This is a genomic window from Pseudomonas mediterranea CFBP 5447 (assembly GCF_000774145.1).
In the GTDB taxonomy this organism is placed as follows: Bacteria; Pseudomonadota; Gammaproteobacteria; order Pseudomonadales; family Pseudomonadaceae; genus Aquipseudomonas; species Aquipseudomonas mediterranea.
The window spans coordinates 36,497-58,411 of record NZ_KN322956.1; the positions used below are offsets into that span (position 1 = coordinate 36,497).

The 21,915-nt window shown below is 61.0% G+C and carries 21 protein-coding genes, 4 tRNA genes and 1 pseudogene; 13 read left to right on the plus strand and 13 right to left on the minus strand.

Annotated elements, in window-relative coordinates; genetic code table 11:
* The first annotated feature begins 1 nt into the window (after nt 1).
* Nucleotides 2-298, plus strand: coding sequence for a DUF2845 domain-containing protein (locus N005_RS00160; RefSeq protein WP_047698296.1), 297 nt, complete (start codon nt 2-4; stop codon nt 296-298).
* A 299-nt stretch (nt 299-597) separates the two neighbouring features.
* On the opposite strand, the gene N005_RS00165 is transcribed toward N005_RS00160, so the two are convergent.
* Both N005_RS00165 and N005_RS00170 read right to left on the minus strand, forming a co-directional pair.
* Nucleotides 598-951 (minus strand): BON domain-containing protein, encoded by a 354-nt coding sequence (locus tag N005_RS00165; RefSeq protein WP_047698298.1) that lies wholly within the window; start codon nt 949-951, stop codon nt 598-600.
* Nucleotides 952-1,248: 297 nt separating this feature from the next.
* Nucleotides 1,249-1,671 carry a pilin gene (locus N005_RS00170; protein ID WP_047698300.1) on the minus strand — a complete coding sequence of 141 codons (423 nt, stop codon included), beginning with the start codon at nt 1,669-1,671 and terminating at the stop codon, nt 1,249-1,251.
* A gap of 223 nt (nt 1,672-1,894) precedes the next feature.
* Here N005_RS00170 and pilB point away from each other — a divergent pair, with 223 nt between their 5' ends.
* Genes pilB through yacG form a run of 5 tightly spaced genes read left to right on the plus strand, consistent with a single transcriptional unit; the run spans nt 1,895 to nt 6,523 of the window.
* Nucleotides 1,895-3,595, plus strand: a complete 1,701-nt coding sequence (gene pilB / locus N005_RS00175; protein WP_047698302.1) for a type IV-A pilus assembly ATPase PilB — start codon at nt 1,895-1,897, stop codon at nt 3,593-3,595.
* 2 nt (nt 3,596-3,597) lie between these two features.
* Nucleotides 3,598-4,815, plus strand: coding sequence for a type II secretion system F family protein (locus N005_RS00180; protein WP_047698304.1), 1,218 nt, complete (start codon nt 3,598-3,600; stop codon nt 4,813-4,815).
* A 1-nt stretch (nt 4,816) separates the two neighbouring features.
* Entirely contained in the window at nt 4,817-5,686 is an 870-nt protein-coding gene (locus N005_RS00185) for a prepilin peptidase (RefSeq protein ID WP_047698305.1), read from the plus strand.
* A 10-nt stretch (nt 5,687-5,696) separates the two neighbouring features.
* Nucleotides 5,697-6,320: a dephospho-CoA kinase gene (gene coaE, locus N005_RS00190; RefSeq protein WP_047698307.1), complete on the plus strand. Its 624-nt coding sequence runs from the start codon at nt 5,697-5,699 to the stop codon at nt 6,318-6,320.
* Nucleotides 6,317-6,523 carry a DNA gyrase inhibitor YacG gene (yacG, locus tag N005_RS00195; protein WP_047698308.1) on the plus strand — a complete coding sequence of 69 codons (207 nt, stop codon included), beginning with the start codon at nt 6,317-6,319 and terminating at the stop codon, nt 6,521-6,523. Before coaE ends, yacG begins: the two co-directional genes overlap by 4 nt.
* On the opposite strand, the gene N005_RS00200 is transcribed toward yacG, so the two are convergent.
* Nucleotides 6,520-6,735, minus strand: a complete 216-nt coding sequence (locus N005_RS00200) for a hypothetical protein (RefSeq protein ID WP_047698310.1) — start codon at nt 6,733-6,735, stop codon at nt 6,520-6,522. The genes yacG and N005_RS00200 overlap by 4 nt on opposite strands.
* 63 nt (nt 6,736-6,798) lie before the next feature.
* Nucleotides 6,799-7,485, minus strand: a complete 687-nt coding sequence (locus N005_RS00205; protein WP_047698311.1) for an energy-coupling factor ABC transporter permease — start codon at nt 7,483-7,485, stop codon at nt 6,799-6,801.
* Between the two features lie 219 nt (nt 7,486-7,704).
* On the opposite strand from N005_RS00205, the gene N005_RS00210 reads away from it, so the two are divergent.
* From N005_RS00210 to N005_RS00220, 3 genes are all read left to right on the plus strand, one after another.
* On the plus strand, nt 7,705-8,331 hold the full coding sequence (locus N005_RS00210; protein WP_003185538.1) for a DUF1780 domain-containing protein: 627 nt from the start codon (nt 7,705-7,707) through the stop codon (nt 8,329-8,331).
* A gap of 101 nt (nt 8,332-8,432) precedes the next feature.
* On the plus strand, nt 8,433-8,606 hold the full coding sequence (locus N005_RS00215; protein WP_003185543.1) for a DUF3094 domain-containing protein: 174 nt from the start codon (nt 8,433-8,435) through the stop codon (nt 8,604-8,606).
* 81 nt (nt 8,607-8,687) lie between these two features.
* Nucleotides 8,688-9,986 (plus strand): NAD(P)/FAD-dependent oxidoreductase, encoded by a 1,299-nt coding sequence (locus N005_RS00220; RefSeq protein WP_047698313.1) that lies wholly within the window; start codon nt 8,688-8,690, stop codon nt 9,984-9,986.
* A 287-nt stretch (nt 9,987-10,273) separates the two neighbouring features.
* Here the strand turns inward: N005_RS00220 and N005_RS29870 are convergent, their stop codons facing one another.
* From N005_RS29870 to rluD, 9 genes and pseudogenes are all read right to left on the minus strand, one after another.
* Nucleotides 10,274-11,137 carry a methyl-accepting chemotaxis protein gene (locus tag N005_RS29870; RefSeq protein WP_392397539.1) on the minus strand — a complete coding sequence of 288 codons (864 nt, stop codon included), beginning with the start codon at nt 11,135-11,137 and terminating at the stop codon, nt 10,274-10,276.
* Nucleotides 11,129-11,899, minus strand: a pseudogene (locus N005_RS29875) (MCP four helix bundle domain-containing protein); the annotation flags it as partial. The gene N005_RS29870 and the pseudogene N005_RS29875, both read right to left, overlap by 9 nt.
* A gap of 149 nt (nt 11,900-12,048) precedes the next feature.
* Nucleotides 12,049-12,125: transfer RNA gene (locus N005_RS00230), tRNA-Pro, on the minus strand.
* Nucleotides 12,126-12,219: 94 nt separating this feature from the next.
* A tRNA-Lys gene (locus N005_RS00235) sits at nt 12,220-12,295 on the minus strand.
* Between the two features lie 5 nt (nt 12,296-12,300).
* Nucleotides 12,301-12,377, minus strand: a tRNA-Pro gene (locus N005_RS00240).
* Between the two features lie 7 nt (nt 12,378-12,384).
* Nucleotides 12,385-12,460 (minus strand) — tRNA-Asn (locus tag N005_RS00245).
* Nucleotides 12,461-12,770: 310 nt separating this feature from the next.
* The gene (gene clpB, locus N005_RS00250; RefSeq protein ID WP_047698316.1) at nt 12,771-15,335 is read right to left on the minus strand and encodes an ATP-dependent chaperone ClpB; all 2,565 of its coding nucleotides are present in this window, start codon (nt 15,333-15,335) and stop codon (nt 12,771-12,773) included.
* A gap of 316 nt (nt 15,336-15,651) precedes the next feature.
* A complete protein-coding gene (pgeF, locus tag N005_RS00255) occupies nt 15,652-16,377 on the minus strand; it encodes a peptidoglycan editing factor PgeF (RefSeq protein ID WP_047698319.1) in 726 nt (241 codons plus the stop codon).
* Complete coding sequence (gene rluD, locus N005_RS00260; RefSeq protein WP_047698321.1) at nt 16,374-17,336, minus strand: 23S rRNA pseudouridine(1911/1915/1917) synthase RluD; 963 nt, start codon at nt 17,334-17,336, stop codon at nt 16,374-16,376. Before rluD ends, pgeF begins: the two co-directional genes overlap by 4 nt.
* 150 nt (nt 17,337-17,486) lie before the next feature.
* Between rluD and N005_RS00265 the strand changes: the two genes are divergently transcribed.
* The 4 genes from N005_RS00265 to N005_RS00275 all read left to right on the plus strand — a co-directional run bounded on the left by N005_RS00265 (nt 17,487) and on the right by N005_RS00275 (nt 21,781).
* Nucleotides 17,487-18,503: an outer membrane protein assembly factor BamD gene (locus N005_RS00265; protein WP_047698322.1), complete on the plus strand. Its 1,017-nt coding sequence runs from the start codon at nt 17,487-17,489 to the stop codon at nt 18,501-18,503.
* A gap of 125 nt (nt 18,504-18,628) precedes the next feature.
* Nucleotides 18,629-18,862 carry a PP0621 family protein gene (locus N005_RS29590; protein ID WP_081993193.1) on the plus strand — a complete coding sequence of 78 codons (234 nt, stop codon included), beginning with the start codon at nt 18,629-18,631 and terminating at the stop codon, nt 18,860-18,862.
* Nucleotides 18,852-20,441 (plus strand): two-component system sensor histidine kinase NtrB, encoded by a 1,590-nt coding sequence (locus tag N005_RS00270; RefSeq protein ID WP_047698324.1) that lies wholly within the window; start codon nt 18,852-18,854, stop codon nt 20,439-20,441. Before N005_RS29590 ends, N005_RS00270 begins: the two co-directional genes overlap by 11 nt.
* Nucleotides 20,438-21,781, plus strand: a complete 1,344-nt coding sequence (locus N005_RS00275) for a sigma-54-dependent transcriptional regulator (protein WP_047698326.1) — start codon at nt 20,438-20,440, stop codon at nt 21,779-21,781. The genes N005_RS00270 and N005_RS00275 overlap by 4 nt, the downstream gene beginning before the upstream one ends.
* Nucleotides 21,782-21,915 lie beyond the last annotated feature (134 nt).

Below are 21,915 nucleotides of genomic sequence, written 5' to 3' on the forward strand. Positions count from 1 at the left end.
GATGAAGCGTCTCTACTGGCTCGGCCTGGGCTTACTGCTCGTCACCCCCTATGCATCGGCTGCCGACACATTGCGTTGCGGCAGCCAGTTGATCAGCGTTGGCGACCGTTCGAGCGAAGTGCTGCAAAAGTGCGGGCAACCGGTGGCGCGGGACGACCTGGGCTACAAACGCAGCGTCAATCGCCGGGAGGAATACCCGGTGGAAGAATGGACCTACGGCCCCAACAGCGGCATGTACCAGTTCCTGCGCTTCGAGGGTAATCGGTTGGTGCAGATCACCAGTCGGCGTGGGCACTGAGGCTGGCAATGATACCGCTATCGCGAGCAGGCTCGCTCCCACAGGGGATCGGCGCCGAGCGTACATTTTTGGAACAACCCAGTACCAATGTGGGAGCGAGCCTGCTCGCGATGGCGGCAGACCAGCCAATACAAGGGTCGGCTGACTTACATCCAAAATAAAACAGGCCCCCGGCAAACGCCGAGGGCCTGTGGCGGCCACGTCCCTGTGGCCTTTCGCATGAACTCCAAAGCAACGGCAAACGTATGACACAGCCCGTTTGCCGCGCCCTCTCCCAGTCCAGGCGAGAAGTCTTGGCCTTATTCGGCCTTCAGGCCATCAGCCGATACGGCTTTGACGCCTTTGATTTTCTTGGCGATCGCCACGGCGGTGGTCTTTTGAGCTTCGGTAATGGCTACGGTCGAAGACAGGGATACAACGCCTTTGTTGGTTTCAACCTTGATATCGGAACCTGGAATACCTTTTTCGGTCACCAGATCGGCTTTGACCTTGGTGGTGATCCAGGTGTCCTTGGTTTCTTCCTTGGCTTTAGTCACTTCACCAGCAGCCAACATCATCGGAGCCTGGGTCGCTTGAGCAGTCTCGGCAAATGCGTTAGCCATGGTCAAGGTCAGTGCGGCAGCAGTAGCGGCAGTGATAGCGAACTTCTTCATACGAGTAACTCCTGTTTTTCTCAGAAACTGCCGGAGGTGACTCCCGGCAGGGTTATCAGGAGTAGTGCGAAGGGTGTGCCAGTTTTGACGAATAAAATAACCCCTTATAAATCAGCAAGTTAAGCGAAGCGTCGATTTGCTCGATCATGCAAAATGCATGAGCGACTGATTCTGTACATGCAAGTTGCGGGTTTTTCGGCCTCTTAAACGGCTGAATTAACGAGCTTTTTTAGTTTCACTGGCAACAGAACGTAAAAACCCCGCAATCAAAGCGGGGTTCCTCGCAAAGCCATGCCCTCAACTACCGGCAGCGGCACCGGTGCATCCAGCCGGCAGGTATTCCTGGGCCGCCGTCGAAGCACAGGTCCAGACCCCAGCTGCCGAGCGGGTCATTGTGATGGTCTTGCCAAGTACCGGAGAAGGCGCATTCAACAGGGCGCATGATATTGTGCCCGTACCGTCCGAAGCGGTACCTGAAGCACTCATCGTGCAATTGCTGGTTGGCGTCGTCCCGCCAATATTGGCTAACGTAGGGTTGGTCCCCTGATTCATGACGTCTTCGAACGGCACTTTCAGCGCGGACACTTCCGCCAACCCTGCCGTCGCCTTCGCACGCGCCTGGTACTTGGAATATTGCGGCAACGCAAACGTCGCCAGAATGCCGATGATCGCTACGACGATCAGCAGCTCGATCAAGGTAAAACCATTTTGCTTGCTCATAGACCTCTCCATTACATGAGGCGAAATCTCATGGTTGGAGGGGATAGTGCATGGCACATGCCAACCCTTGCGGCCCTGCCAGCCAGGGGTACCAGGCCGCAGAATGGCAACGTCCTACCCCAACAACCGCACTATCTGACGTTTTTTGTCACCCTACCCCGCTGGTTTGGCGTCGATGCTTGACTAGGCTATAAGTCATGAACTGTCAGCAGTCGGTATCCCCATGAATGACATCGCCCTCAGCGGCCTGACCAAGCAACTCGTGCTGGCCGAGCTGATCACCGAGCAAAGCGCGCAGCAGGCGCAGCAGCAAGCCCAACGCAACCGCATGCCCCTGGTCAGCTATCTGGTGCAGAACAAGCTGGTCCAGAGTCGCCAGGTTGCGGAAATCGCCTCGGAGCATTTCGGCGTTGCCCTGCTGGACCTCAACAGCCTGGACAAGGAAAGCCAGCCCACCGGCCTGGTCAGTGAAAAACTGGTCCGGCAACACCATGCCCTGCCGCTGTGGCGACGTGGCAACAAGCTGTTCGTGGGCATCTCCGATCCCACCAACCACCAGGCCATCAACGACATCCAGTTCAGTACCGGCCTGACCACCGAAGCCATCCTGGTGGAAGACGACAAACTCAGCGACGCCATCGAGAAGTTTTTCGAATCCAGCACCACGGGCCTGGAAGGCATGGGCGATGTCGACCTCGATGGCCTGGACATCGAGTCGGACGACGATCGCAAACAGGACGCCATCGCCGGTCAGGACGCCGATGACGCGCCGGTGGTGCGGTTCGTCAACAAGATGCTGCTGGACGCGATCAAGGGCGGCTCTTCCGACCTGCACTTCGAACCTTACGAAAAATCCTACCGGGTGCGGGTGCGCACCGACGGCATGTTGCGGGAAGTGGCCAGGCCGCCGACCCAACTGGCCACCCGCATCGCGGCGCGCCTGAAGGTCATGGCCAGCCTGGATATTTCCGAGCGGCGCAAGCCGCAGGACGGCCGGTTGAAAATGCGCCTGTCGAAAACCAAGTCCATCGATTTCCGGGTCAATACCCTGCCTACGCTCTGGGGCGAAAAAGTGGTGATCCGGATCCTCGACCCGTCCAGTGCGCAAATGGGCATCGATGCCCTGGGCTACGAACCGGATCAAAAGGAGCTCTACCTCGCAGCCCTCAAGCAACCACAAGGGCTGATCCTGGTGACCGGGCCGACCGGCTCGGGCAAGACTGTCTCGCTCTACACCGGCTTGAACATCCTCAACACCGTGGACATCAACATTTCCACCGCCGAAGACCCGGTGGAAATCAACATGGAAGGCATCAACCAGGTCAACGTGAATCCGCGTCAGGGACTGGACTTTGCCCAGGCCCTGCGCTCGTTCCTGCGTCAGGATCCGGACGTGATCATGGTGGGTGAGATCCGCGACCTGGAAACGGCGGAAATCGCCATCAAGGCGGCCCAGACCGGGCACATGGTGCTTTCCACGCTGCACACCAACAGTGCCGCGGAAACCTTGATCCGCTTGCAGAACATGGGCATTCCCGGCTTCAACATCGCCACGGCGGTCCACCTGATCATCGCCCAGCGCCTGGCGCGAAAACTGTGCAGCCAATGCAAGAAAGCCACGGAGATTCCCGAGGAAACCCTGCTCAAGGAAGGCTTCCCCAAGGAACGCATCGGCTCATTCACGATCTATGAGCCGGTCGGTTGCGAACAGTGCAACAGTGGCTACAAGGGACGCGTGGGGGTTTACGAAGTGGTTAAAAATACGCCCGAACTGCAACGGCTGATCATGGCCGAGGGCAATTCCCTGGAAATCGACCTGCAAATGCGCAAGGACGGTTTCAACGACCTGCGCACTTCGGGGCTGCTGAAAGTGATGCAAGGCGTGACCAGCCTGGAAGAAATCAACCGGGTCACCAAGGACTGAACATGGCGGTCAAGGCAGTAAAAACCGACACCTACACCTGGGAAGGCAAAGACCGCAAAGGCATGAAGATGTCCGGTGAACTGACCGGCCAGAGCCCGGCCCTGGTCAAGGCGCAATTGCGCAAACAAGGCATCAACCCGGAAAAGGTACGCAAGAAATCCACCTCGATATTCAGCAAGGGCAAACGCATCAAGCCACTGGATATCGCCCTCTTCACCCGCCAGATGGCGACGATGCTCAAAGCCGGTGTCCCGCTGCTGCAAGCCTTCGACATCATTGGCGAGGGCTTCGACAATGCCAACATGCGCAAGCTGGTGGACGAGGTGAAACAGGAGGTCGCCGCAGGCAACAGTTTCGCCGCGTCGTTGCGCAAGTGCCCGCAATACTTCGATGAGCTGTACTGCAACCTGGTGGACGCAGGTGAACAGGCCGGCGCCCTGGACACCTTGCTGGACCGGGTCGCGACCTACAAGGAAAAGAGCGAGGCCCTCAAGGCCAAGATCAAGAAAGCCATGACCTATCCGGCGGCCGTTGTGGTCGTCGCGGCGGTGGTCACCGGCATTCTGCTGGTCAAGGTGGTGCCGCAATTCGAATCGGTGTTCGCCGGGTTCGGCGCGAAACTGCCTGCGTTCACCGTGATGGTCATCGGCCTGTCTGAGTTCATGCAAGACTCATGGTGGCTGCTGCTGGGCGGGGCAGTGGGTGCGTTTTTTGGCGTGAAGTATGCGCTCAAGCGCTCCCAGGGCTTTCGTGACTGGCGCGATAAATGGCTGCTCAAGCTACCGCTGGTGGGCGCGCTGATGTACAAATCCGCGGTAGCCCGCTACGCCCGGACACTGTCCACCACCTTCGCCGCCGGCGTGCCACTGGTGGAGGCGTTGGACTCGGTCTCCGGCGCCACCGGCAACGTGGTGTTCAAACGTGCGGTCCAGCGCATCCGGCAGGATGTCTCGACCGGCATGCAGTTGAATTTTTCCATGCGCGCCTCAGGCATATTCCCCAACCTGGCGATCCAGATGACCGCCATCGGCGAGGAGTCCGGGGCGTTGGACGACATGCTCGACAAGGTGGCAAGTTTCTATGAGGCCGAGGTCGACAACCTGGTGGACAATCTCACCAGCCTGATGGAACCGTTCATCATGGTGATCCTGGGGGTGGTCGTCGGCGGTCTGGTGGTTGCCATGTACCTGCCCATCTTTCAACTCGGCTCTGCGATCTGACATGCCCCTGAGCGAATTTTTCGTGCTTTATCCCATGGCCTTCGTGCTGACAGCGCTTTTGCTCGGGCTGATCGTCGGCAGCTTCCTCAATGTCCTGGTGTGGCGCCTGCCCAAGATGCTCACCCGGGAATGGCGACTACAGGCCCACGACCTGCTGGGCCTGCCTGCCGAAACGCCCGGCCCGGTCTACAACCTGATGCTGCCCCATTCCCAATGCCCTCACTGCGGCCACCGTATCCGGGCCTGGGAAAATATCCCGTTGTTCAGCTACCTCGCACTGCATGGCCGCTGTTCCAGTTGCGCCACCCCCATCGGGCGCCGTTACCCTCTTACCGAGCTGGCCTGCGGCGCACTGTCGGCATTCGTCGCCTGGCATTTCGGCTTCGGTTGGCAGGCCGCGCTGGTGATGGTCCTGAGCTGGGGCCTGCTGGGCATGAGCCTGATCGATGCCGAGCATCAACTGCTGCCCGATACACTGGTGCTGCCGTTATTGTGGCTGGGGCTGATCGTCAACAGCTTCGGGCTGTTCGTCTCGCTGAACCAGGCGATGTGGGGCGCAGTGGCCGGCTACCTGACGTTGTGGTCGGTGTTCTGGATCTTCAAGTTGATCACCGGCAAGGAAGGCATGGGCTACGGCGACTTCAAGCTGCTGGCGATGCTCGGGGCCTGGGGCGGCTGGCAGATCCTGCCACTGACGCTGCTGCTGTCGTCGCTGGTGGGCGCCGTGGTCGGGGTCGTCATGTTGCGCATGCGCAATGCTCCGGCGTCGACACAGATCCCCTTCGGCCCCTATTTGGCCATTGCCGGCTGGATTGCCTTGCTCTGGGGTGGTCAAATAACCGACTTCTATTGGCACTCTGTCGGTTTCTAACGATTTCCTTATGAACAATCCCGTGGAAAAACCCTGGATTCTCGGCCTGACCGGCGGTATCGGCAGCGGCAAAAGTGCCGCGGCCCAGCACTTCATAGACCTGGGCGTGCATGTGGTCGACGCCGACCATGCGGCGCGCTGGGTAGTCGAACCGGGGCGTCCGGCACTGGCGAAAATCGCCGAACACTTCGGCCCGGACGTGCTTCAGGCCGACGGTACGCTGGATCGCGCGGCCCTGCGCAAGCTGATTTTCGAGAACGCCGATGAGCGCCGCTGGCTCGAGGCGCTGCTGCACCCGTTGATCGCCGACGAAATTGCCCATCACCTGGCCCAGGCCCGATCGTCATACGCCATCCTGGTGTCGCCGCTGTTGATCGAGTCAGGGCAGTACGCCATGACCCAACGCATCCTGGTGATCGACGCGCCTGAACAACTTCAGGTCGAACGGACCTTGCAACGCGACCAGATCAGCGAACAACAGGTCCAGGCGATCCTCAAGGCACAATCCAGTCGCCAGGATCGCCTGGACCATGCCGACGACGTGGTGGTCAACGACCGCGACCTCGCTTGGCTGCACAGCGAGGTCGAACGCTTGCACCATTCTTACCTTACATTGCGTGGAGGCCAATCATGAGCCAGATCCCAACCGTTGATTGCCCGACCTGCGGCGCCCCTGTCGAATGGACTCCGGAGAGCAAGTTCCGGCCATTCTGTTCCGACCGCTGCAAACTCATCGACCTCGGCGCCTGGGCGTCGGAAGAACACAAGATCCCCGTCAGCCCCGATGCCGAGGACGAGCTGTTCAGCGAAGACTTCAACCCCCGCTCACATCACTAAGGCCGCATGAAACCGTAGTCCTGTTTATCGTCGAGATTTTCCGCCAGGAAGCTCAACTCATCGGCCAGATCCTCGGTACTGCGCACTGTCTTGCTCTGCTGCACGATCGCACTGAGCAAGGCACGCAGGCTCAGGCCCGGATCGAAACCGATTTCCATGGCGGCATCGTGACTACGCCTGATTTCTTGTCTCGCCCACTCATAAACACTCATCGCTGTGCTCCTGGAAGTTTTCCAGAGCATGAGCGGCGCCTGCCTGCAAGGCCTTGATATGCATCAAGACTTGTCGTCATCCTTCCAGGGTGCCGACAGATAGCGCGTGCGGTTGAAGGTTTCCAGCCATTCGGGGCTGAACACCACCAATGCACTGATCACCATGCCGTTGATGAACGCTTCGGGGAAAATGATCAACCAGAGGTAGCCGATGAAATCGCTCAGCCAGTAAGGCATGGCGAATACGCCGTCGTACCATAGCAGCCCCAGTCCCAACAGCAGGCACAGCAATGCCGACAGGGCCGCGGCGAGGAACCCCGAGCAGAAGATATACACGAACAGATTACGCGGCTGGGTACGCTCCACCAGGATCGCGCAGCATTCGGTGACCAGCACCGGCAGCAAGACCAACAGCACCCCGTTCACACCCAGCGCGACCATGTCCTGACGCCCCAGCAGCACCAATGCAAGCTGGGCGACGAGGCCACCGAGGATCGCCAGCGGCCAGTCCAGCAGCAGCGTCACAGCGGTCATGCCGATGAAATGGTAGGACACACCGGTATCGAAATCCCGTCGCACCAACCACAGCATGAACAGCGCCAGCACCGTGCCGAATAGCAGATGCTGACGACGGCTGTCGGTAAACAGCTCCACCCACGGCGCCCGCCACACCGCCCAGGCCAGCACCGGGACATAGACCAGCCAGCCAACCGCAAGCGTCTGGGGTGAAAGCAGTTCGGCTCCGATCATAGGGACTACACCTTTTAACCCTTGAGTTCCGTGGCGAGGGAGCTTGCTCCCGCTGGGCCGGTCCGCGTTCGGCGCAGCAGCCCCCTCCTGAGGGCTTCGCCCGCAAACGGTATCTTCCTCGCTACCGTCGTTTCATGTCGGCAGTCTACACCGCCCCGGACAACCACTAATCAACGCAACGCTTCCAGCTTGTCGCAATTGAACGCTAAGCTTGAGTTCATGGATGATTCCGATTACTTACGCCTGCTGACCATCGCGGCCGAGCAAGCCAACGCGTTTCTCTCCAATGCCCGCAAATGGGAGCGTGAGCGTTGGGTCTGCCAGCGACTGCTGCAAGGGCTGAACGTGCCCTACCGCGCCGACGAATTCGCCCCCGCCGGGGAGCCGCCGGACGTGTTGTTCCGTGACGCCAACTTCGAGGTGTTCTTCGTCCTCGACGAGGGCCGGCGGCTCAATGACGAATGGCGTGACGAACTGCAACGCCGCCGCAGTGCATTCTCCCTGAGCCAACTGGTGCGCCGCGAAGCCAAGCCCAGGCGGATTCCGGCCAATGAATTCCTGCTGAGGCTGGCGCCGACCCTGCGCAAGAAAGCCCACAACTACACCGAACGCGGCATGGACCTGGGAGAGCTGGATATCATTGCCTTCGCCAGCCTCAAGCGCGAAGTGCTGGATCTCAACAGCCATTTCCCGCCGCCAACCGAATACCTGCGCCAGGGCTGGCGCTCGCTGTCGCTGGTGGGGCCGACCTTCGCCCGGGTGTTGTTCGCCCATCCCGATGCGCCGGATTTCCTGCGTGGCAACCTGGGGCGCAGCATCGTGTTCGATGTGGGGATCAGCCTGTGAATCATCATCGCATCCGATACCTGGCGGCTATGCTGTTCGCAGCCGCAAGCAATCCCCTGTAACGTACGCACACTTCGCAACGTCTACCTGACGAGGCCTTTATGACCAGCCGCCTGAACCCTGACGACCAGAAGCATGTCGAAGAGTACCTGCAATTGTCCCAGCACCGAGTCGAGCGCCGGCCTTTCCGGCCGTGGATGCTCCTGGTGGTGGTGCTGGCCGTGACGATCGGCCTGGGCCTGTTGAGCCGACTGATCAGTTACCTGACGCTATGAGCTGCCTGCCATCGAGGGATACGACACTGGCGCTCGCGAGGGTAACTGCACCGATTTCCTTTAGCCTTGCGAGATATCCCCATGACTCATCGTATTGTCATCGTTGGCGGCGGCGCCGGCGGCCTGGAGTTGGCTACCCGTCTGGGTAAGACCCTGGGCAAGCGTGGCACGGCCAGTGTGATGCTGGTCGACGCGAACCTGACGCACATCTGGAAACCCCTGCTGCACGAAGTGGCGGCGGGCTCCCTGAACTCCTCCGAAGACGAACTCAACTACGTCGCCCAGGCGAAATGGAACCACTTCGAGTTCCAGCTCGGGCGCATGAGCGGCCTGGACCGCGAACGCAAGCGTATCCAGCTGGCAGCCACCTACGACGAAGCCGGCGTGGAACTGCTGCCGGCCCGCGTGCTGGGCTACGACACCCTGGTGATTGCCGTCGGCAGCACCACCAACGACTTCGGCACCGAGGGCGCGGCGCAGCATTGCCTGTTCCTCGATACCCGCAAACAGGCCGAGCGCTTCCACCAGCAACTGCTCAATCATTACCTGCGGGCCCACGCCGGTCAGGCCGATGCTGTCGAGCGGATCAGCGTTGCCATCGTCGGTGCCGGCGCCACTGGCGTCGAACTGGCGGCCGAGTTGCATAACGCCGCCCATGAGCTGGCGGCCTATGGCCTGGACCGGATCAAGCCGGAGAACATGCACATCACCCTGATCGAAGCCGGGCCACGGGTGCTGCCGGCCTTGCCGGAGCGTATCGGCGGGCCTGTGCACAAGACCCTGGAAAAGCTCGGGGTCAATGTCATGACCAACGCCGCGGTCGGCCAGGTGACGGCCGACAGCCTGATCACCGTCGATGGCAAGGTGATCGATGCCAGCCTGAAAGTCTGGGCCGCCGGGATTCGCGCACCGGACTTCCTCAAGGACATCGACGGGCTGGAGACCAACCGGATCAACCAGCTGCACGTATTGCCGACCCTGCAGACCACCCGCGACGAAAACATCTTCGCCTTCGGCGACTGCGCCGCCTGTCCGCAACCAGGCAGCGACCGCAACGTACCGCCCCGCGCCCAGGCGGCGCACCAGCAGGCATCGCTGTTGGCCAAGTCTTTGAAGCTGCGGATCGAAGGCAAGGCGTTGCCGCATTACAAGTACACCGACTACGGCTCGCTGATCTCGCTGTCGAGGTTCTCGGCGGTGGGCAACCTGATGGGTAATCTCACCGGCAGCGTGATGCTCGAAGGCTGGCTGGCGCGGATGTTCTACGTGTCGCTGTACCGCATGCACCAGATGGCGTTGTATGGAATGTTCCGTACGGCCATGTTGATGCTGGGCAGCAAGATCGGACGCGGGACCGAGCCGCGGCTCAAGTTGCACTGAAAATAGCAGTGGCCTGACACACCGCTTTCGCGAGCAGGCTCGCTCCCACAGGGTTTGGTGGCGTATGCAGATACCGCGCACATGCAGATCCGATGTGGGAGCGAGCTTGCTCGCGAAAACGATGGACCTGTCACTTAGAGGTTGAATGTACCGCCGCCTTCGCGGACAAGCCCGGCTCCCACCGGGTTTGGTGGCGTACACAAATACTGCATCCCCCGGCCCCCATGTGGGAGCGAGCCTGCTCGCGAAGACGGCGGTGCCGTCGGCGCAGATCTACAACCCTACACTCAAACCTGAAACCGCTGCACCATCGTGCGCAACGAGTTTGCCAGCTGCGACAGCTCATGGCTGGATGCACTGGTCTGGTCTGCGCCAGTGGCCGAGCGCACCGACAGATCACGGATGTTCACCAGGTTGCGATCAACCTCGCGGGCCACCTGGGCCTGCTCTTCCGCGGCGCTGGCGATCACCAGGTTGCGCTCGTGGATTTCGCTGACCGACGTGGTGATGGTCTGCAACGCCTCCCCCGCCCGTTCGGCCATCGCCAGGGTGCTGGCGGCGCGCGTCGAGCTGGCCTGCATGGAATCCAGGGCCTGGGTGGCGCCGCTGCGCATGCCTTGGACCATCTGTTCGATTTCCTGGGTCGATTGCTGCGTGCGATAAGCCAGCGCTCGCACTTCATCAGCCACCACCGCAAACCCACGACCGCTTTCGCCGGCCCGGGCCGCTTCAATGGCCGCGTTGAGGGCCAGCAAATTGGTTTGCTCGGCAATGGCCCGGATCACGTCCAGGACCTTACCGATATCCTGCGACTGGTTGGCCAGGGACTGCACCAGCCCACCCGTCACCTGCACGTCGCTGGCGAGGGCGCCAATCGCCTCAACCGTGTCGCTGACCCGCTGCTGTCCAAGCGATGCCGACTCACTGGACTGGCGCGTGGCGTCGGAGGTGGAAACCGCGTTGCGCGCCACTTCCTCTACGGCGGTGGTCATTTCGGTCACGGCCGTGGCGGCCTGTTCGATTTCGTTGTTCTGCTGTTGCAGGCTCTGGGTGCTGTCGAGGGTGACAGCGTTCAGTTCATCGGCTGCCGTTGCCAGCTGCGCCGCCGAACCACTGATGCTCTGCAACGTATCGCGCAGGTTTTTCTGCATGGTCGCCAGGGCCTTGAGCAAACGGCTCACTTCGTCGTTACCATGGGTTTCGATCGGCCGGGTCAGGTCACCGTCAGCCACGCTTTCTGCGGCGCTCAGCGCCTCACCCAGGGGCTTGACGATACTGCGTGTCAGTAACATCGCCAGGGCCACCGTAGCCAGGGCGGCCAGCACGATGAAGAGGCTGACGATCATGCGGGAATTGGCGTAGTGCTCCTGGGACTTCTGGCTCTCGATGGACACCTGTTTGGAAAACAGTTCCGCCAGATCGTTGAGCTGCTTGCCGGAGCCGTCCACGACGGTTTTCATGTCCACCAGCAGCAGTTTGATCAGCTCGTCGCGGCGCCCCTGCTCCGCGAGGACGAAGGATTGCGCGATACCCGCGCGGTAGGCGGCAAAAGTCTGCTTGAACTGATCGTAGAGCGCTTTGCCTTCAGGGGTCACGACAAGCTTTTCGTAACTGGCGATTTTTTCGCTCAGTTCCTTGTCACGGACGTCCATTTGCCCACGGTAGACCGAAGTGTTCTTGGGGTCCTGGTCCAGGGCCATGCGCAGGGAGATGGTACGAATGCGCAGCATCCATTCACGAATCTCGTCACCGCCGCGAATGCTCGGTAGCCACTGGGTTTCCACCGCGACCTCACTGTCACGGATGCTCGACATCTGCCCCAGCGCAAACATCCCGAGCAGTGCCACCAGCACGGCGATCAGGGCAAAACCCAGCGCCGCGCGTGGGGCGATATTCAGTTGACGAAGAAACATAACGGGCGCCTTTTTTGTTATTGGCCTGAGATGGGGCCACGCCCCTGTCGGTGGGCTATCGGCAAGTTGTACGATAACTTAAGACTTACAAACGCTTTTTGCGCAGACAAAAAAAATCCCCATATCTTTCGATACGGGGATTTTCAATATGGTCGGGGTAAGGGGATTCGAACTCCTGACATCCTGCTCCCAAAGCAGGCGCGCTACCGGACTGCGCTATACCCCGGTAATAAAAAGGCGACCTTTTCAAGTCGCCTTCCTCGATCAGCGCTTTTGGCCTCTGATCTTAAGATTCGATTCCAGCGAACTGGTCTCAAAAATGGTGGGTCGTGTGGGATTCGAACCTACGACCAATTGGTTAAAAGCCAACTGCTCTACCAACTGAGCTAACGACCCAAATATGGTCGGGGTAAGGGGATTCGAACTCCTGACATCCTGCTCCCAAAGCAGGCGCGCTACCGGACTGCGCTATACCCCGATTGAAATGGCTCCGTGACCAGGACTCGAACCTGGGACCCAATGATTAACAGTCATTTGCTCTACCGACTGAGCTATCACGGAACTGATATTTCAAGTTGCAACCTTGAAGCCTGATTGAAGCCAGCTTCAACCTCTTCTACCCGTCTGCATCGCTGCGTTCGTGTGTCTGAGGCGCGCTATTCTACAATCTTAAAAACCTCTGTCAACCCCTTAAATTGCTTTCAAGACAATGATTTGCAACTTATTTTGGATTCCTTCTCCGGGAGAAGTAACCCGTGGGGGTGACTGACTGCGGGGCGCACTTTACAAGCCTTTTCCTTTGAGTTCAACGGCCTGATGAAAAAAATGGCCTCGCAATGCGAGGCCATTCGGTCAACGACGGTGCAGCTTGTCAGTTGAAGACGATTTCGTCGTTTTCCACCGTTCCGGTTACGGTTTCACCCGGCATGAAGCGACCAGACAGGATCAACTGCGCCAACGGGTTTTCGATCCAGCGCTGGATGGCCCGTTTCAACGGCCGTGCCCCATAGACCGGGTCGTAGCCCACGGCAATCAACTTATCCAGGGCCTCATCGCTCAGTTGCAGCTTCAGCTCGCGCTCGGTGAGGCGGCTGCGCAGACGACCCAGCTGGATCTCGGTAATGCCGGCAATCTGATCGCGGGCCAGTGGCTCGAAGATCACCACTTCGTCGACCCGGTTGATGAACTCGGGCCGGAAGTGGGTAGAAATCGCGTCCATCACCGCCGCCCGTTGTGCCTCGCGATCCCCCACCAGTTCCTGGATCTGCGCCGACCCCAGGTTGGAGGTCATCACGATCACCGTATTGCGGAAATCCACCGTGCGCCCGTGGCTGTCGGTCAGACGACCATCTTCCAGCACCTGCAGCAGGATGTTGAACACATCCGGATGGGCCTTCTCGACCTCATCGAGCAGAATTACCGAGTATGGCTTGCGGCGCACGGCTTCGGTCAGGTAACCGCCCTCCTCATAGCCGACATAACCCGGCGGTGCGCCGATCAGCCGGGCCACGGAGTGCTTCTCCATGAACTCGGACATGTCGATACGGACCATCGCTTCCTCGGTGTCGAAGAGGAACTCGGCCAGCGCCTTGCACAGCTCGGTTTTACCGACACCGGTCGGGCCGAGGAACATGAACGAACCACTCGGCCGGTTCGGGTCCGACAACCCGGCACGGGACCGACGCACCGCATTGGCGACCGCCACGACCGCTTCTTCCTGGCCGATCACACGCTGATGCAGCAGGCTTTCCATCTTCAACAGCTTGTCGCGCTCGCCTTCGAGCATCTTCGATACCGGAATACCGGTCCACTTGGAGACCACTTCGGCGATTTCTTCCTCGGTGACCTTGCTGCGCAGCAACTGGTTTTCACTCTTGCCGTGTTGGTCGACCATCTGCAGGCTGCGCTCCAGGTCCGGGATCACCCCGTATTGCAGCTCGGCCATGCGATTGAGATCGCCCTTGCGCCGGGCCGCTTCCAGCTCCTGGCGGGACTGTTCGATCTTTTGCTGGATCTGCGCCGAACCTTGGACTTCGGCTTTCTCTGAGTTCCAGATTTCTTCGAGATCGGAATATTCGCGCTCGTGACGAACGATTTCTTCCTGCAGTCTCTCCAGGCGCTTCTTCGCCGCTTCGTCGCTTTCTTTCTTCAGGGCCTGGGATTCGACCTTGAGCTGGATCAGGCGTCGCTCCAGGCGATCCAGCACTTCCGGCTTGGAGTCGATTTCCATGCGGATGCGACTGGCGGCCTCGTCGATCAGGTCGATGGCCTTGTCCGGCAACTGACGGTCGGTGATATAGCGGTGGCTGAGCTTGGCCGCCGCGATGATCGCGCCGTCAGTGATGGCCACCTTGTGGTGGACTTCATAGCGCTCCTTGAGGCCACGCAGGATAGCGATGGTGTCCTCTTCGCTCGGCTCGTCCACCAGTACTTTCTGGAAGCGCCGCTCGAGGGCTGCGTCTTTCTCGATGTACTGGCGGTACTCGTTAAGCGTGGTCGCGCCGACGCAATGCAACTCGCCACGGGCCAGCGCGGGCTTGAGCATGTTGCCGGCGTCCATTGAGCCTTCGCCCTTGCCGGCGCCGACCATGGTGTGCAATTCGTCGATGAACAGAATGATCTGCCCTTCCTGCTTCGACAGCTCATTGAGCAGGGCCTTGAGCCGCTCTTCGAATTCGCCCCGATACTTGGCACCGGCGATCAGCGCCCCCATGTCCAGGGACAGCAACCGCTTGCCCTTGAGGCCGTCCGGCACTTCACCGTTGATGATCCGTTGGGCCAGGCCCTCGGCGATGGCGGTCTTGCCCACGCCAGGCTCACCGATCAACACCGGGTTGTTCTTGGTGCGACGTTGGAGCACCTGGATCGTGCGACGGATCTCGTCGTCGCGGCCAATCACCGGGTCGAGCTTGCCTTCCTCGGCACGCTTGGTCAGGTCAACGGTGTATTTGTCCAGCGCCTGCCGGGATTCTTCATGGTTGGCATCGTTGACGGCCTCGCCACCACGCAGGTTATTGATGGCATTCTCCAGTGCTTTCTTGCTCACGCCTTGGCCGAGCAGCAACTTGCCCAGCTTGCTGTTCTCGTCCATGGCGGCGAGCAGCACCAGTTCGCTGGAAATGAACTGGTCGCCCTTCTGCTGGGCCAGGCGGTCGGCCTGGTTGAGCAGCCGCGCCAGGTCCTGGGACATGTTCACGTCGCCAGTCGGGTTCTGGATCTTGGGCAACTGGTCGAGTTCTTTCGTCAGTTCTTTTCGCAGGCTGTTGACGTCGAAGCCCACCTGCATCAGCAGAGGCTTGATGGAGCCGCCCTGCTGTTCGAGCATGGCCTGCATCAAATGCGCCGGTTCGATACCCGGGTGGTCCAGGCCGACGGCCAGGGACTGGGCGTCGGACAGCGCCAATTGCAACTTACTGGTTAAACGGTCAATACGCATAAGGTCACCTTCCTTTTGAGCAGGCCGGACCGAAAAACATCCTGAATGAAGAAACCTGCCAGATACCGTTATAGATGTGGACGATTCTGGAAGATTCAAGCAGGGCCTGTTTGATACAGATCAGTCAAACGAGGACCTGTGGAAGCGAGCCGGCTCGCGGTAGCGGTGTGCCAATCAGTTAAAGGTTAGCTGACACACCGCTTTCGCGAGCAGGCTCGCTCCCACAGAGGATTTGCGGTGTACGCAGTATTATGGACGCCGCCGGACTTGTGGGAGCGAGCCTGCTCGCGATAGCGGTGGCACGCCGAACAGCCTTCTACCGTTCGATCCAGACCAGGGAGGCGAAGCGACCGGTGCGCGGGCTGCGGCGGTAGGAAAAGAAGCGGGGATCGGTCACGGTGCACAGCCCGCCGCCGTAGACCGCCGAGACACCCCGCGCGGCCAACCGCAGGCGCGCCAGCGCATAGATGTCGGCCAGGAACTTGCCGGCGTTGTGGCTCGGCACAAAGGCTTGTACCGCCTGGGGCAGGTGCGCGATGAATGCTTCACGCACTTCCGGCCCGACTTCGAAGGCCTGTGGGCCGATGGCCGGGCCGAGCCAGGCGAGAATCTCATCCGCCGGCGTTGCGAGGCTGTCGAGGGTGGCTTCCAGTACGCCGTTCGCCAACCCGCGCCAACCGGCATGGGCGGCCGCGACACGCGTACCGGCGCGATTACAGAACAGTACGGGCAGGCAGTCCGCCGTCATCGCCGTGCAGGCGATACCCGGCGTGGCGGTCCAACTGGCATCGGCGGTCGCCACCCGGGTCGGGTCGGCCTCGACCACGGCAATCCCATGGACCTGCTGCAGCCAGGCCGGACGGATGGCGAACTGATCGGTGAGACGCCGCCGATTTTCGGTGACGGCTTCAGGGTCGTCATCGACATGGTCGCCGAGGTTGAGGCTGTCGAACGGCGCCACACTGACGCCGCCCGCACGAGTAGTGACGCAGGCCTTGACCCGGGCCGGCGCGGGCCAGTCGGGTATCAGCCAGTCACTCATCCGACGAACGCCTCGCGGTCCTGCTTGAGCAATGTCAGCAGCCAGACGAAGTCATCCGGCAACGGCGACTCCCAGCTCATGCGCTTACCGGTGGTCGGATGATCCAGTTCCAGGAAACGCGCATGCAGCGCCTGACGCGGGAAGTGCTTCAGGGATTCGACCATGGTCACACTGGCGGCCGGCGGAATGCGGAAGCGGCCGCCATAGGCCGGGTCGCCCACCAGCGGGAAGTTGATGTGGGCCATGTGCACGCGGATCTGGTGGGTACGACCGGTTTCCAGCTTGACCCGCACATGGGTGTGGGAGCGGAAGCGTTCAAGCACGCGGTAGTGACTGACCGCCGGCTTGCCGCCCTCCATCACCGCCATGCGCTGGCGTTGCTGACCGTGACGACCGATGGGGGCGTTGATCTTGCCGCCAGCGGTCACTACGCCGATCACGATGCATTCATAGATACGGCTGACACTGCGGCTTTGCAGTTGTGCGACCAGCTGGGTCTGCGCCTGGATGGTCTTGGCCACTACCATCAGACCGGTGGTGTCCTTGTCGAGCCGATGCACGATACCGGCCCTGGGCACATTGACGATATCCGGCACGTGGTGCAGCAGGGCATTGAGCAGGGTGCCGTCGGCGTGACCGGCGGCCGGATGCACCACCAGGCCCGCCGGCTTGTTGATCACCAGGATGTCGTCGTCTTCATAGACGATGTCCAGGGCAATGTCCTGGGCAACCCATTCGCCCTGGGCCTCCTGTTCGGCGGTCAGCTCGAGGATGGCGCCGCCATGGACGATGTCGCGCGGACGGATGACCGCCCCATCCACCGTCAGGCGGCCGTCCTTGATCCAGGCGGAAAGGCGCGAGCGCGAATGCTCGGTGAAGAGTTGGGCGGCGACTTGATCGAGGCGTTGGCCGCCCAAATCGGACGGCACCTCTGCGCGAAGTTCTATTTTATCGGACATGCTCGGACTGGGCGTCGGCACAGCCTTTGGTTTCGGCTGCGCGCTTGTGGTTAAATACGGCGTCTTTTGCCCCGAGGCTTTCAACGGGGCGCTCATCATAACAGGACGGCCCCGCCCAAGACAGCGGCCGTCATAGGGACGCAAGCCGCCATGCAAGTGAAACACCTGCTGCTGATCGCCATCCTCGCATTGACTGCTGCTTGCTCGTCGAAGGAAGTCGTAGACGAAAACCTGAGCGAAGTCGAACTGTACCAACAGGCGCAGAAAGACTTGGACAACAACAGCTACACCAGCGCCACTGCCAAGCTCAAGGCCCTGGAGTCGCGGTACCCGTTCGGTCGCTATGCCGATCAGGCCCAGCTGGAGCTGATCTACGCCAACTACAAGAACGCCGAGCCGGAAGCGGCGAAATCCGCTGCCGAACGCTTCATTCGCCTGCATCCACAGCACCCGAACGTCGATTACGCCTACTACCTCAAGGGCCTGACCTCCTTCGACCAGGATGTCGGCCTGCTGGCGCGCTTCCTGCCGCTGGACATGACCAAGCGTGACCCGGGCGCCGCGCGCGACTCGTACAACGAGTTCGCCCAGCTGACCAGCCGCTTCCCCAACAGCCGCTACTCGCCGGATGCCAAGCAGCGCATGATCTACCTGCGCAACCTGCTGGCTTCCTACGAGATCCACGTGGCCGACTACTACCTGACCCGTCAGGCCTACGTCGCCGCCGCCAACCGTGGCCGCTACGTGGTGGAAAACTTCCAGGAAACCCCTTCGGTGGGTGACGGCCTGGCGGTGATGACCGAGGCGTACCAACGCCTGCACCTGGACGAACTGGCGGCCAGCAGCCTGGAAACCCTGAAACTGAACTACCCGGACCACCCTACCCTGGTCGACGGCCAGTTCACCCCACGCGTTGCAGAAGCCGACAACCGTTCATGGCTGAGCAAGGCGACCCTGGGCCTGATCGAATCCCGTCCACCGCTGCCGCCGGGTGAAACCCGCGCCAACCAGGACGTACAGCGTCAGTTCCAGGATGCCAAGGAAGCCATTCCGAACGAGCTCAAGCCCAAGGATGAGAATGGCGATGTGATCGAAGAACCGGAGTCCGAGAGCAGCTCCAGCGACCGCTCCTGGTTCAGCTACATGACCTTCGGCCTGTTCGACTGAGTACAGGGCATCAACAGAAAGGGAGACCCGACGGTCTCCCTTTTTCATGCCTGGTCCCTATTGAACTGTGCGCCGCTCCAGTCCTTGGCTAAACTGGCTCATCTCTCGCCAGAAAGCCGCCCATCATGCTTCGTCTAATAATCTTGTTCGCCGTAGTTGCCTCTGCCATATGGATCTTTCGCAACGTGAAGCCCAAGGCCTCCGCGGCAAAGTCCTCCCGGGAACAGGATGCGCCGCCCATGGTGCGTTGCGCCCATTGTGGCGTGCACCTGCCGCGTGACCGGGCACTCCCCCTCCAACAACAGTGGTACTGCAGCCAGGCTCACCTCGAGCAAGGCCCGGGCCCTCGTGATCACTGAGGCTTCAAGCCCCCGCGTCAGACAGACGCAGCGCCTGCTGCGTCTCTATCACCTGTACCGCTTGAGCATCGGCATCACCCTGGTGCTGCTGATTTCCAGCAACATGGACAACCGCCTGCTGGCCTTCGCCAACGACGACCTGCTGCGCAGTGGCAGTTGGTTGTACCTGGTACTGAACATCCTGCTGGTGGTGTTCCTGGAAAACACCCGCCGCCCGGCCCGGCTGTTCGGCCTGGCGCTCACCGACGTGCTGCTGCTGTCGTGGCTGTTCTTCGTCGCGGGCGGTGCCCCCAGTGCCATCGGCAACCTGCTCATCGTCTCGGTGGCCATCGGCAATACGCTGTTGCGCGGCCGGATCGGCCTGTTGATCGCCGCGGTCGCCACGATCGGCATCGTCGGCTCTAGTTTCTTCCTTGGCCTGAACGACTCGAACCCTCCCGGCAGCTATTTGCAGGCCGGTACCCTCGGTGCGCTGTGCTTTGCCGCCGCGCTGCTGGTGCAGGGCCTGACCCGACGACTGGAAGCCAGCGAAACCCTGGCCGAGCGGCGGGCCAGCGAGGTGACCAGCCTGGAAACCCTCAACGCCTTGATCCTGCAACGCATGCGCACCGGCATCCTGGTGCTCGATCGTCAACGCCGGGTGCAACTGGCCAACGAAAGCGCCTTGAACCTGTTGGGCATGCACGACCTGGTCGGCCAGCCAATCGATGACTACTCCACCGCCCTCGTCGACAGCCTGAAAGGATGGCTGAACAACCCCAGCCTGCGCCCACCCAGCCTGACCGTCACCGGCAGCGGCCTGACCCTGCAGCCGAGCTTCATCGCCCTGGGGCACAACGAGCAGCATCAGACCCTGGTGTTTCTCGAAGACCTGGCCCAGGTGGCCCAACATGCCCAACAACTGAAACTCGCCTCGCTGGGGCGCCTCACTGCCGGCATCGCCCATGAAATCCGCAACCCCCTGGGGGCAATCAGCCACGCGGCGCAATTACTGCGCGAGTCCGAGGAACTGAACGACGCCGACCGGCGTCTGACGCAGATTATTCAAGACCACTCCCAACGAATGAATCGCGTCATTGAAAACGTCCTGCAACTGTCCCGGCGCCAGCAAACCTCGCCTCAACGCCTGGACCTGCGGGCCTGGCTCGAACAGTTCGTCCAACAGGCCCGCGAAAGCATGGCCGCGCACCAGCAATTGCATCTGAGCATCGCCCCGGGCGACTACGTCACGCTCATGGACCCCGATCAATTGACCCAGGTGCTCGACAACCTGCTACGCAATGCCTGGCGCCACAGTGCCCAGGCCCATGAACAGGCCGAGGCCTGGCTGGAACTGTTCGTCGATCCCTACAGCCGCTTGCCCATGCTGGACATCCTCGACAACGGCCCCGGCGTGACACCGGACCAGCAGGCGCACCTGTTCGAACCGTTCTTCACCACCAGCAGCCAGGGCACAGGCCTTGGGCTCTATCTGTCCCGTGAGCTGTGCGAAAGCAACCAGGCCCGCCTAGACTTCAAACCACGCCAAGGCGGCGGCTGCTTTCGCATCACCTTTGCTCACGGACGGAAACAGATTTGAATACACGCTCACGGCAACGGATCCTGATCGTCGATGACGAACCGGACATCCGCGAACTCCTGGACATCACCCTGGGCCGGATGAAACTCGACACCCGCAGCGCCAGGAATCTTGCCGAGGCCCAATCCCTGCTGGCGGACGAAGCCTTCGACCTGTGCCTGACCGACATGCGCCTGCCCGACGGCACCGGCCTGGAACTGGTGCAGCACATCCAACAACGCTTCCCGCAATTGCCCGTGGCAATGATCACTGCCTACGGCAGTCTGGAAACCGCCATCGACGCCCTCAAGGCCGGGGCTTTTGACTTCCTGACCAAACCGGTCGACCTGGGTCGGCTGCGGGAATTGGTGACCAGCGCCCTGCGCCTGCCGACTGCCACCGTCCCGACCACCATCGACCGCTGCCTCCTGGGCGACTCCCCGCCGATGCGCAGCGTGCGCAAACAGATCGAAAAACTCGCCCGCAGCCAGGCACCGGTGTACATCAGCGGGGAATCCGGCTGTGGCAAGGAGCTGGTGGCACGGCTGATCCACGAACAAGGGCCCCGCTCCAACCGGAGTTTTGTGCCGGTCAACTGTGGGGCCATTCCGACAGAACTGATGGAAAGCGAGTTTTTCGGCCATCGCAAAGGCAGCTTCAGCGGGGCCATCGAGGACAAGCCCGGTCTGTTCCAGGCCGCCAATGGTGGCACCCTGTTCCTCGATGAAGTGGCTGACCTGCCCTTGGCAATGCAGGTCAAACTGCTGCGGGCGATCCAGGAAAAAGCCGTGCGCGCCGTTGGCGGCCAGCAGGAGGAAGTGGTGGATGTCCGTATCCTCTGCGCCACCCATAAGGACCTGGACGCCGAAGTCGCCGCCGGGCGCTTTCGCCAGGACCTGTACTACCGCCTGAACGTCATCGAATTGCGCGTCCCGCCCCTGCGTGAACGCCGCGAAGACATCGAACCGCTGGCCAACCACATGCTCCAGCGTCTGGCAGCCACCACCGGCAACCCCGCCGCCAGGCTCCATCCCCAGGCCCTTGAGGCTCTTCGAAACTACCGCTTCCCCGGCAACGTGCGCGAGCTGGAAAACATGCTCGAACGGGCCTACACCCTCTGCGAACACCAACAGATCGAAGCCGACGACCTGCGCCTGGCCGAAGGCAATGGCATCACCGACGCCACCAGCCCCGATCTGATGCGGGTCGACAACCTGGAAGACTATCTGGAAGACGTCGAACGCAAAGTCATCCTCCAGGCCCTGGAGGAAACCCGCTGGAACCGCACCGCCGCAGCCCAGCGATTGAAGCTGTCGTTTCGGTCGATGCGGTATCGGTTGAAGAAATTAGGGTTGGATTGAGCAAACTTGAAGCCACGCCGATCTGTGGCGAGGGAGCTTGCTCCCGTTGGACTGCGAAGCAGACCTCCGAACCCGACACCCTAATGAATCAGGTTGATTGAGTCGCTGCTTTTGGGGCTGCTGCGCAGCCCAGC

Excerpts from the sequence above, each read along its gene's own strand:
- coaE (WP_047698307.1), top strand. The coding sequence starts at position 5,697 with ATGAACAATCCCGTGGAAAAACCCTGGATTCTCGGCCTGACCGGCGGT.
- pgeF (WP_047698319.1), bottom strand. The coding sequence starts at position 16,377 with ATGAGTGACTGGCTGATACCCGACTGGCCCGCGCCGGCCCGGGTCAAG.
- N005_RS00180 (WP_047698304.1), top strand. The coding sequence starts at position 3,598 with ATGGCGGTCAAGGCAGTAAAAACCGACACCTACACCTGGGAAGGCAAA.
- N005_RS00165 (WP_047698298.1), bottom strand. The coding sequence starts at position 951 with ATGAAGAAGTTCGCTATCACTGCCGCTACTGCTGCCGCACTGACCTTG.
- pilB (WP_047698302.1), top strand. The coding sequence starts at position 1,895 with ATGAATGACATCGCCCTCAGCGGCCTGACCAAGCAACTCGTGCTGGCC.
- N005_RS29590 (WP_081993193.1), top strand. The coding sequence starts at position 18,629 with ATGCTTCGTCTAATAATCTTGTTCGCCGTAGTTGCCTCTGCCATATGG.
- N005_RS00205 (WP_047698311.1), bottom strand. The coding sequence starts at position 7,485 with ATGATCGGAGCCGAACTGCTTTCACCCCAGACGCTTGCGGTTGGCTGG.
- N005_RS29870 (WP_392397539.1), bottom strand. The coding sequence starts at position 11,137 with ATGCAGAAAAACCTGCGCGATACGTTGCAGAGCATCAGTGGTTCGGCG.
- yacG (WP_047698308.1), top strand. The coding sequence starts at position 6,317 with ATGAGCCAGATCCCAACCGTTGATTGCCCGACCTGCGGCGCCCCTGTC.
- N005_RS00185 (WP_047698305.1), top strand. The coding sequence starts at position 4,817 with ATGCCCCTGAGCGAATTTTTCGTGCTTTATCCCATGGCCTTCGTGCTG.
- N005_RS00200 (WP_047698310.1), bottom strand. The coding sequence starts at position 6,735 with ATGAGTGTTTATGAGTGGGCGAGACAAGAAATCAGGCGTAGTCACGAT.
- rluD (WP_047698321.1), bottom strand. The coding sequence starts at position 17,336 with ATGTCCGATAAAATAGAACTTCGCGCAGAGGTGCCGTCCGATTTGGGC.
- N005_RS00220 (WP_047698313.1), top strand. The coding sequence starts at position 8,688 with ATGACTCATCGTATTGTCATCGTTGGCGGCGGCGCCGGCGGCCTGGAG.
- N005_RS00265 (WP_047698322.1), top strand. The coding sequence starts at position 17,487 with ATGCAAGTGAAACACCTGCTGCTGATCGCCATCCTCGCATTGACTGCT.
- clpB (WP_047698316.1), bottom strand. The coding sequence starts at position 15,335 with ATGCGTATTGACCGTTTAACCAGTAAGTTGCAATTGGCGCTGTCCGAC.
- N005_RS00210 (WP_003185538.1), top strand. The coding sequence starts at position 7,705 with ATGGATGATTCCGATTACTTACGCCTGCTGACCATCGCGGCCGAGCAA.
- N005_RS00160 (WP_047698296.1), top strand. The coding sequence starts at position 2 with ATGAAGCGTCTCTACTGGCTCGGCCTGGGCTTACTGCTCGTCACCCCC.
- N005_RS00215 (WP_003185543.1), top strand. The coding sequence starts at position 8,433 with ATGACCAGCCGCCTGAACCCTGACGACCAGAAGCATGTCGAAGAGTAC.
- N005_RS00170 (WP_047698300.1), bottom strand. The coding sequence starts at position 1,671 with ATGAGCAAGCAAAATGGTTTTACCTTGATCGAGCTGCTGATCGTCGTA.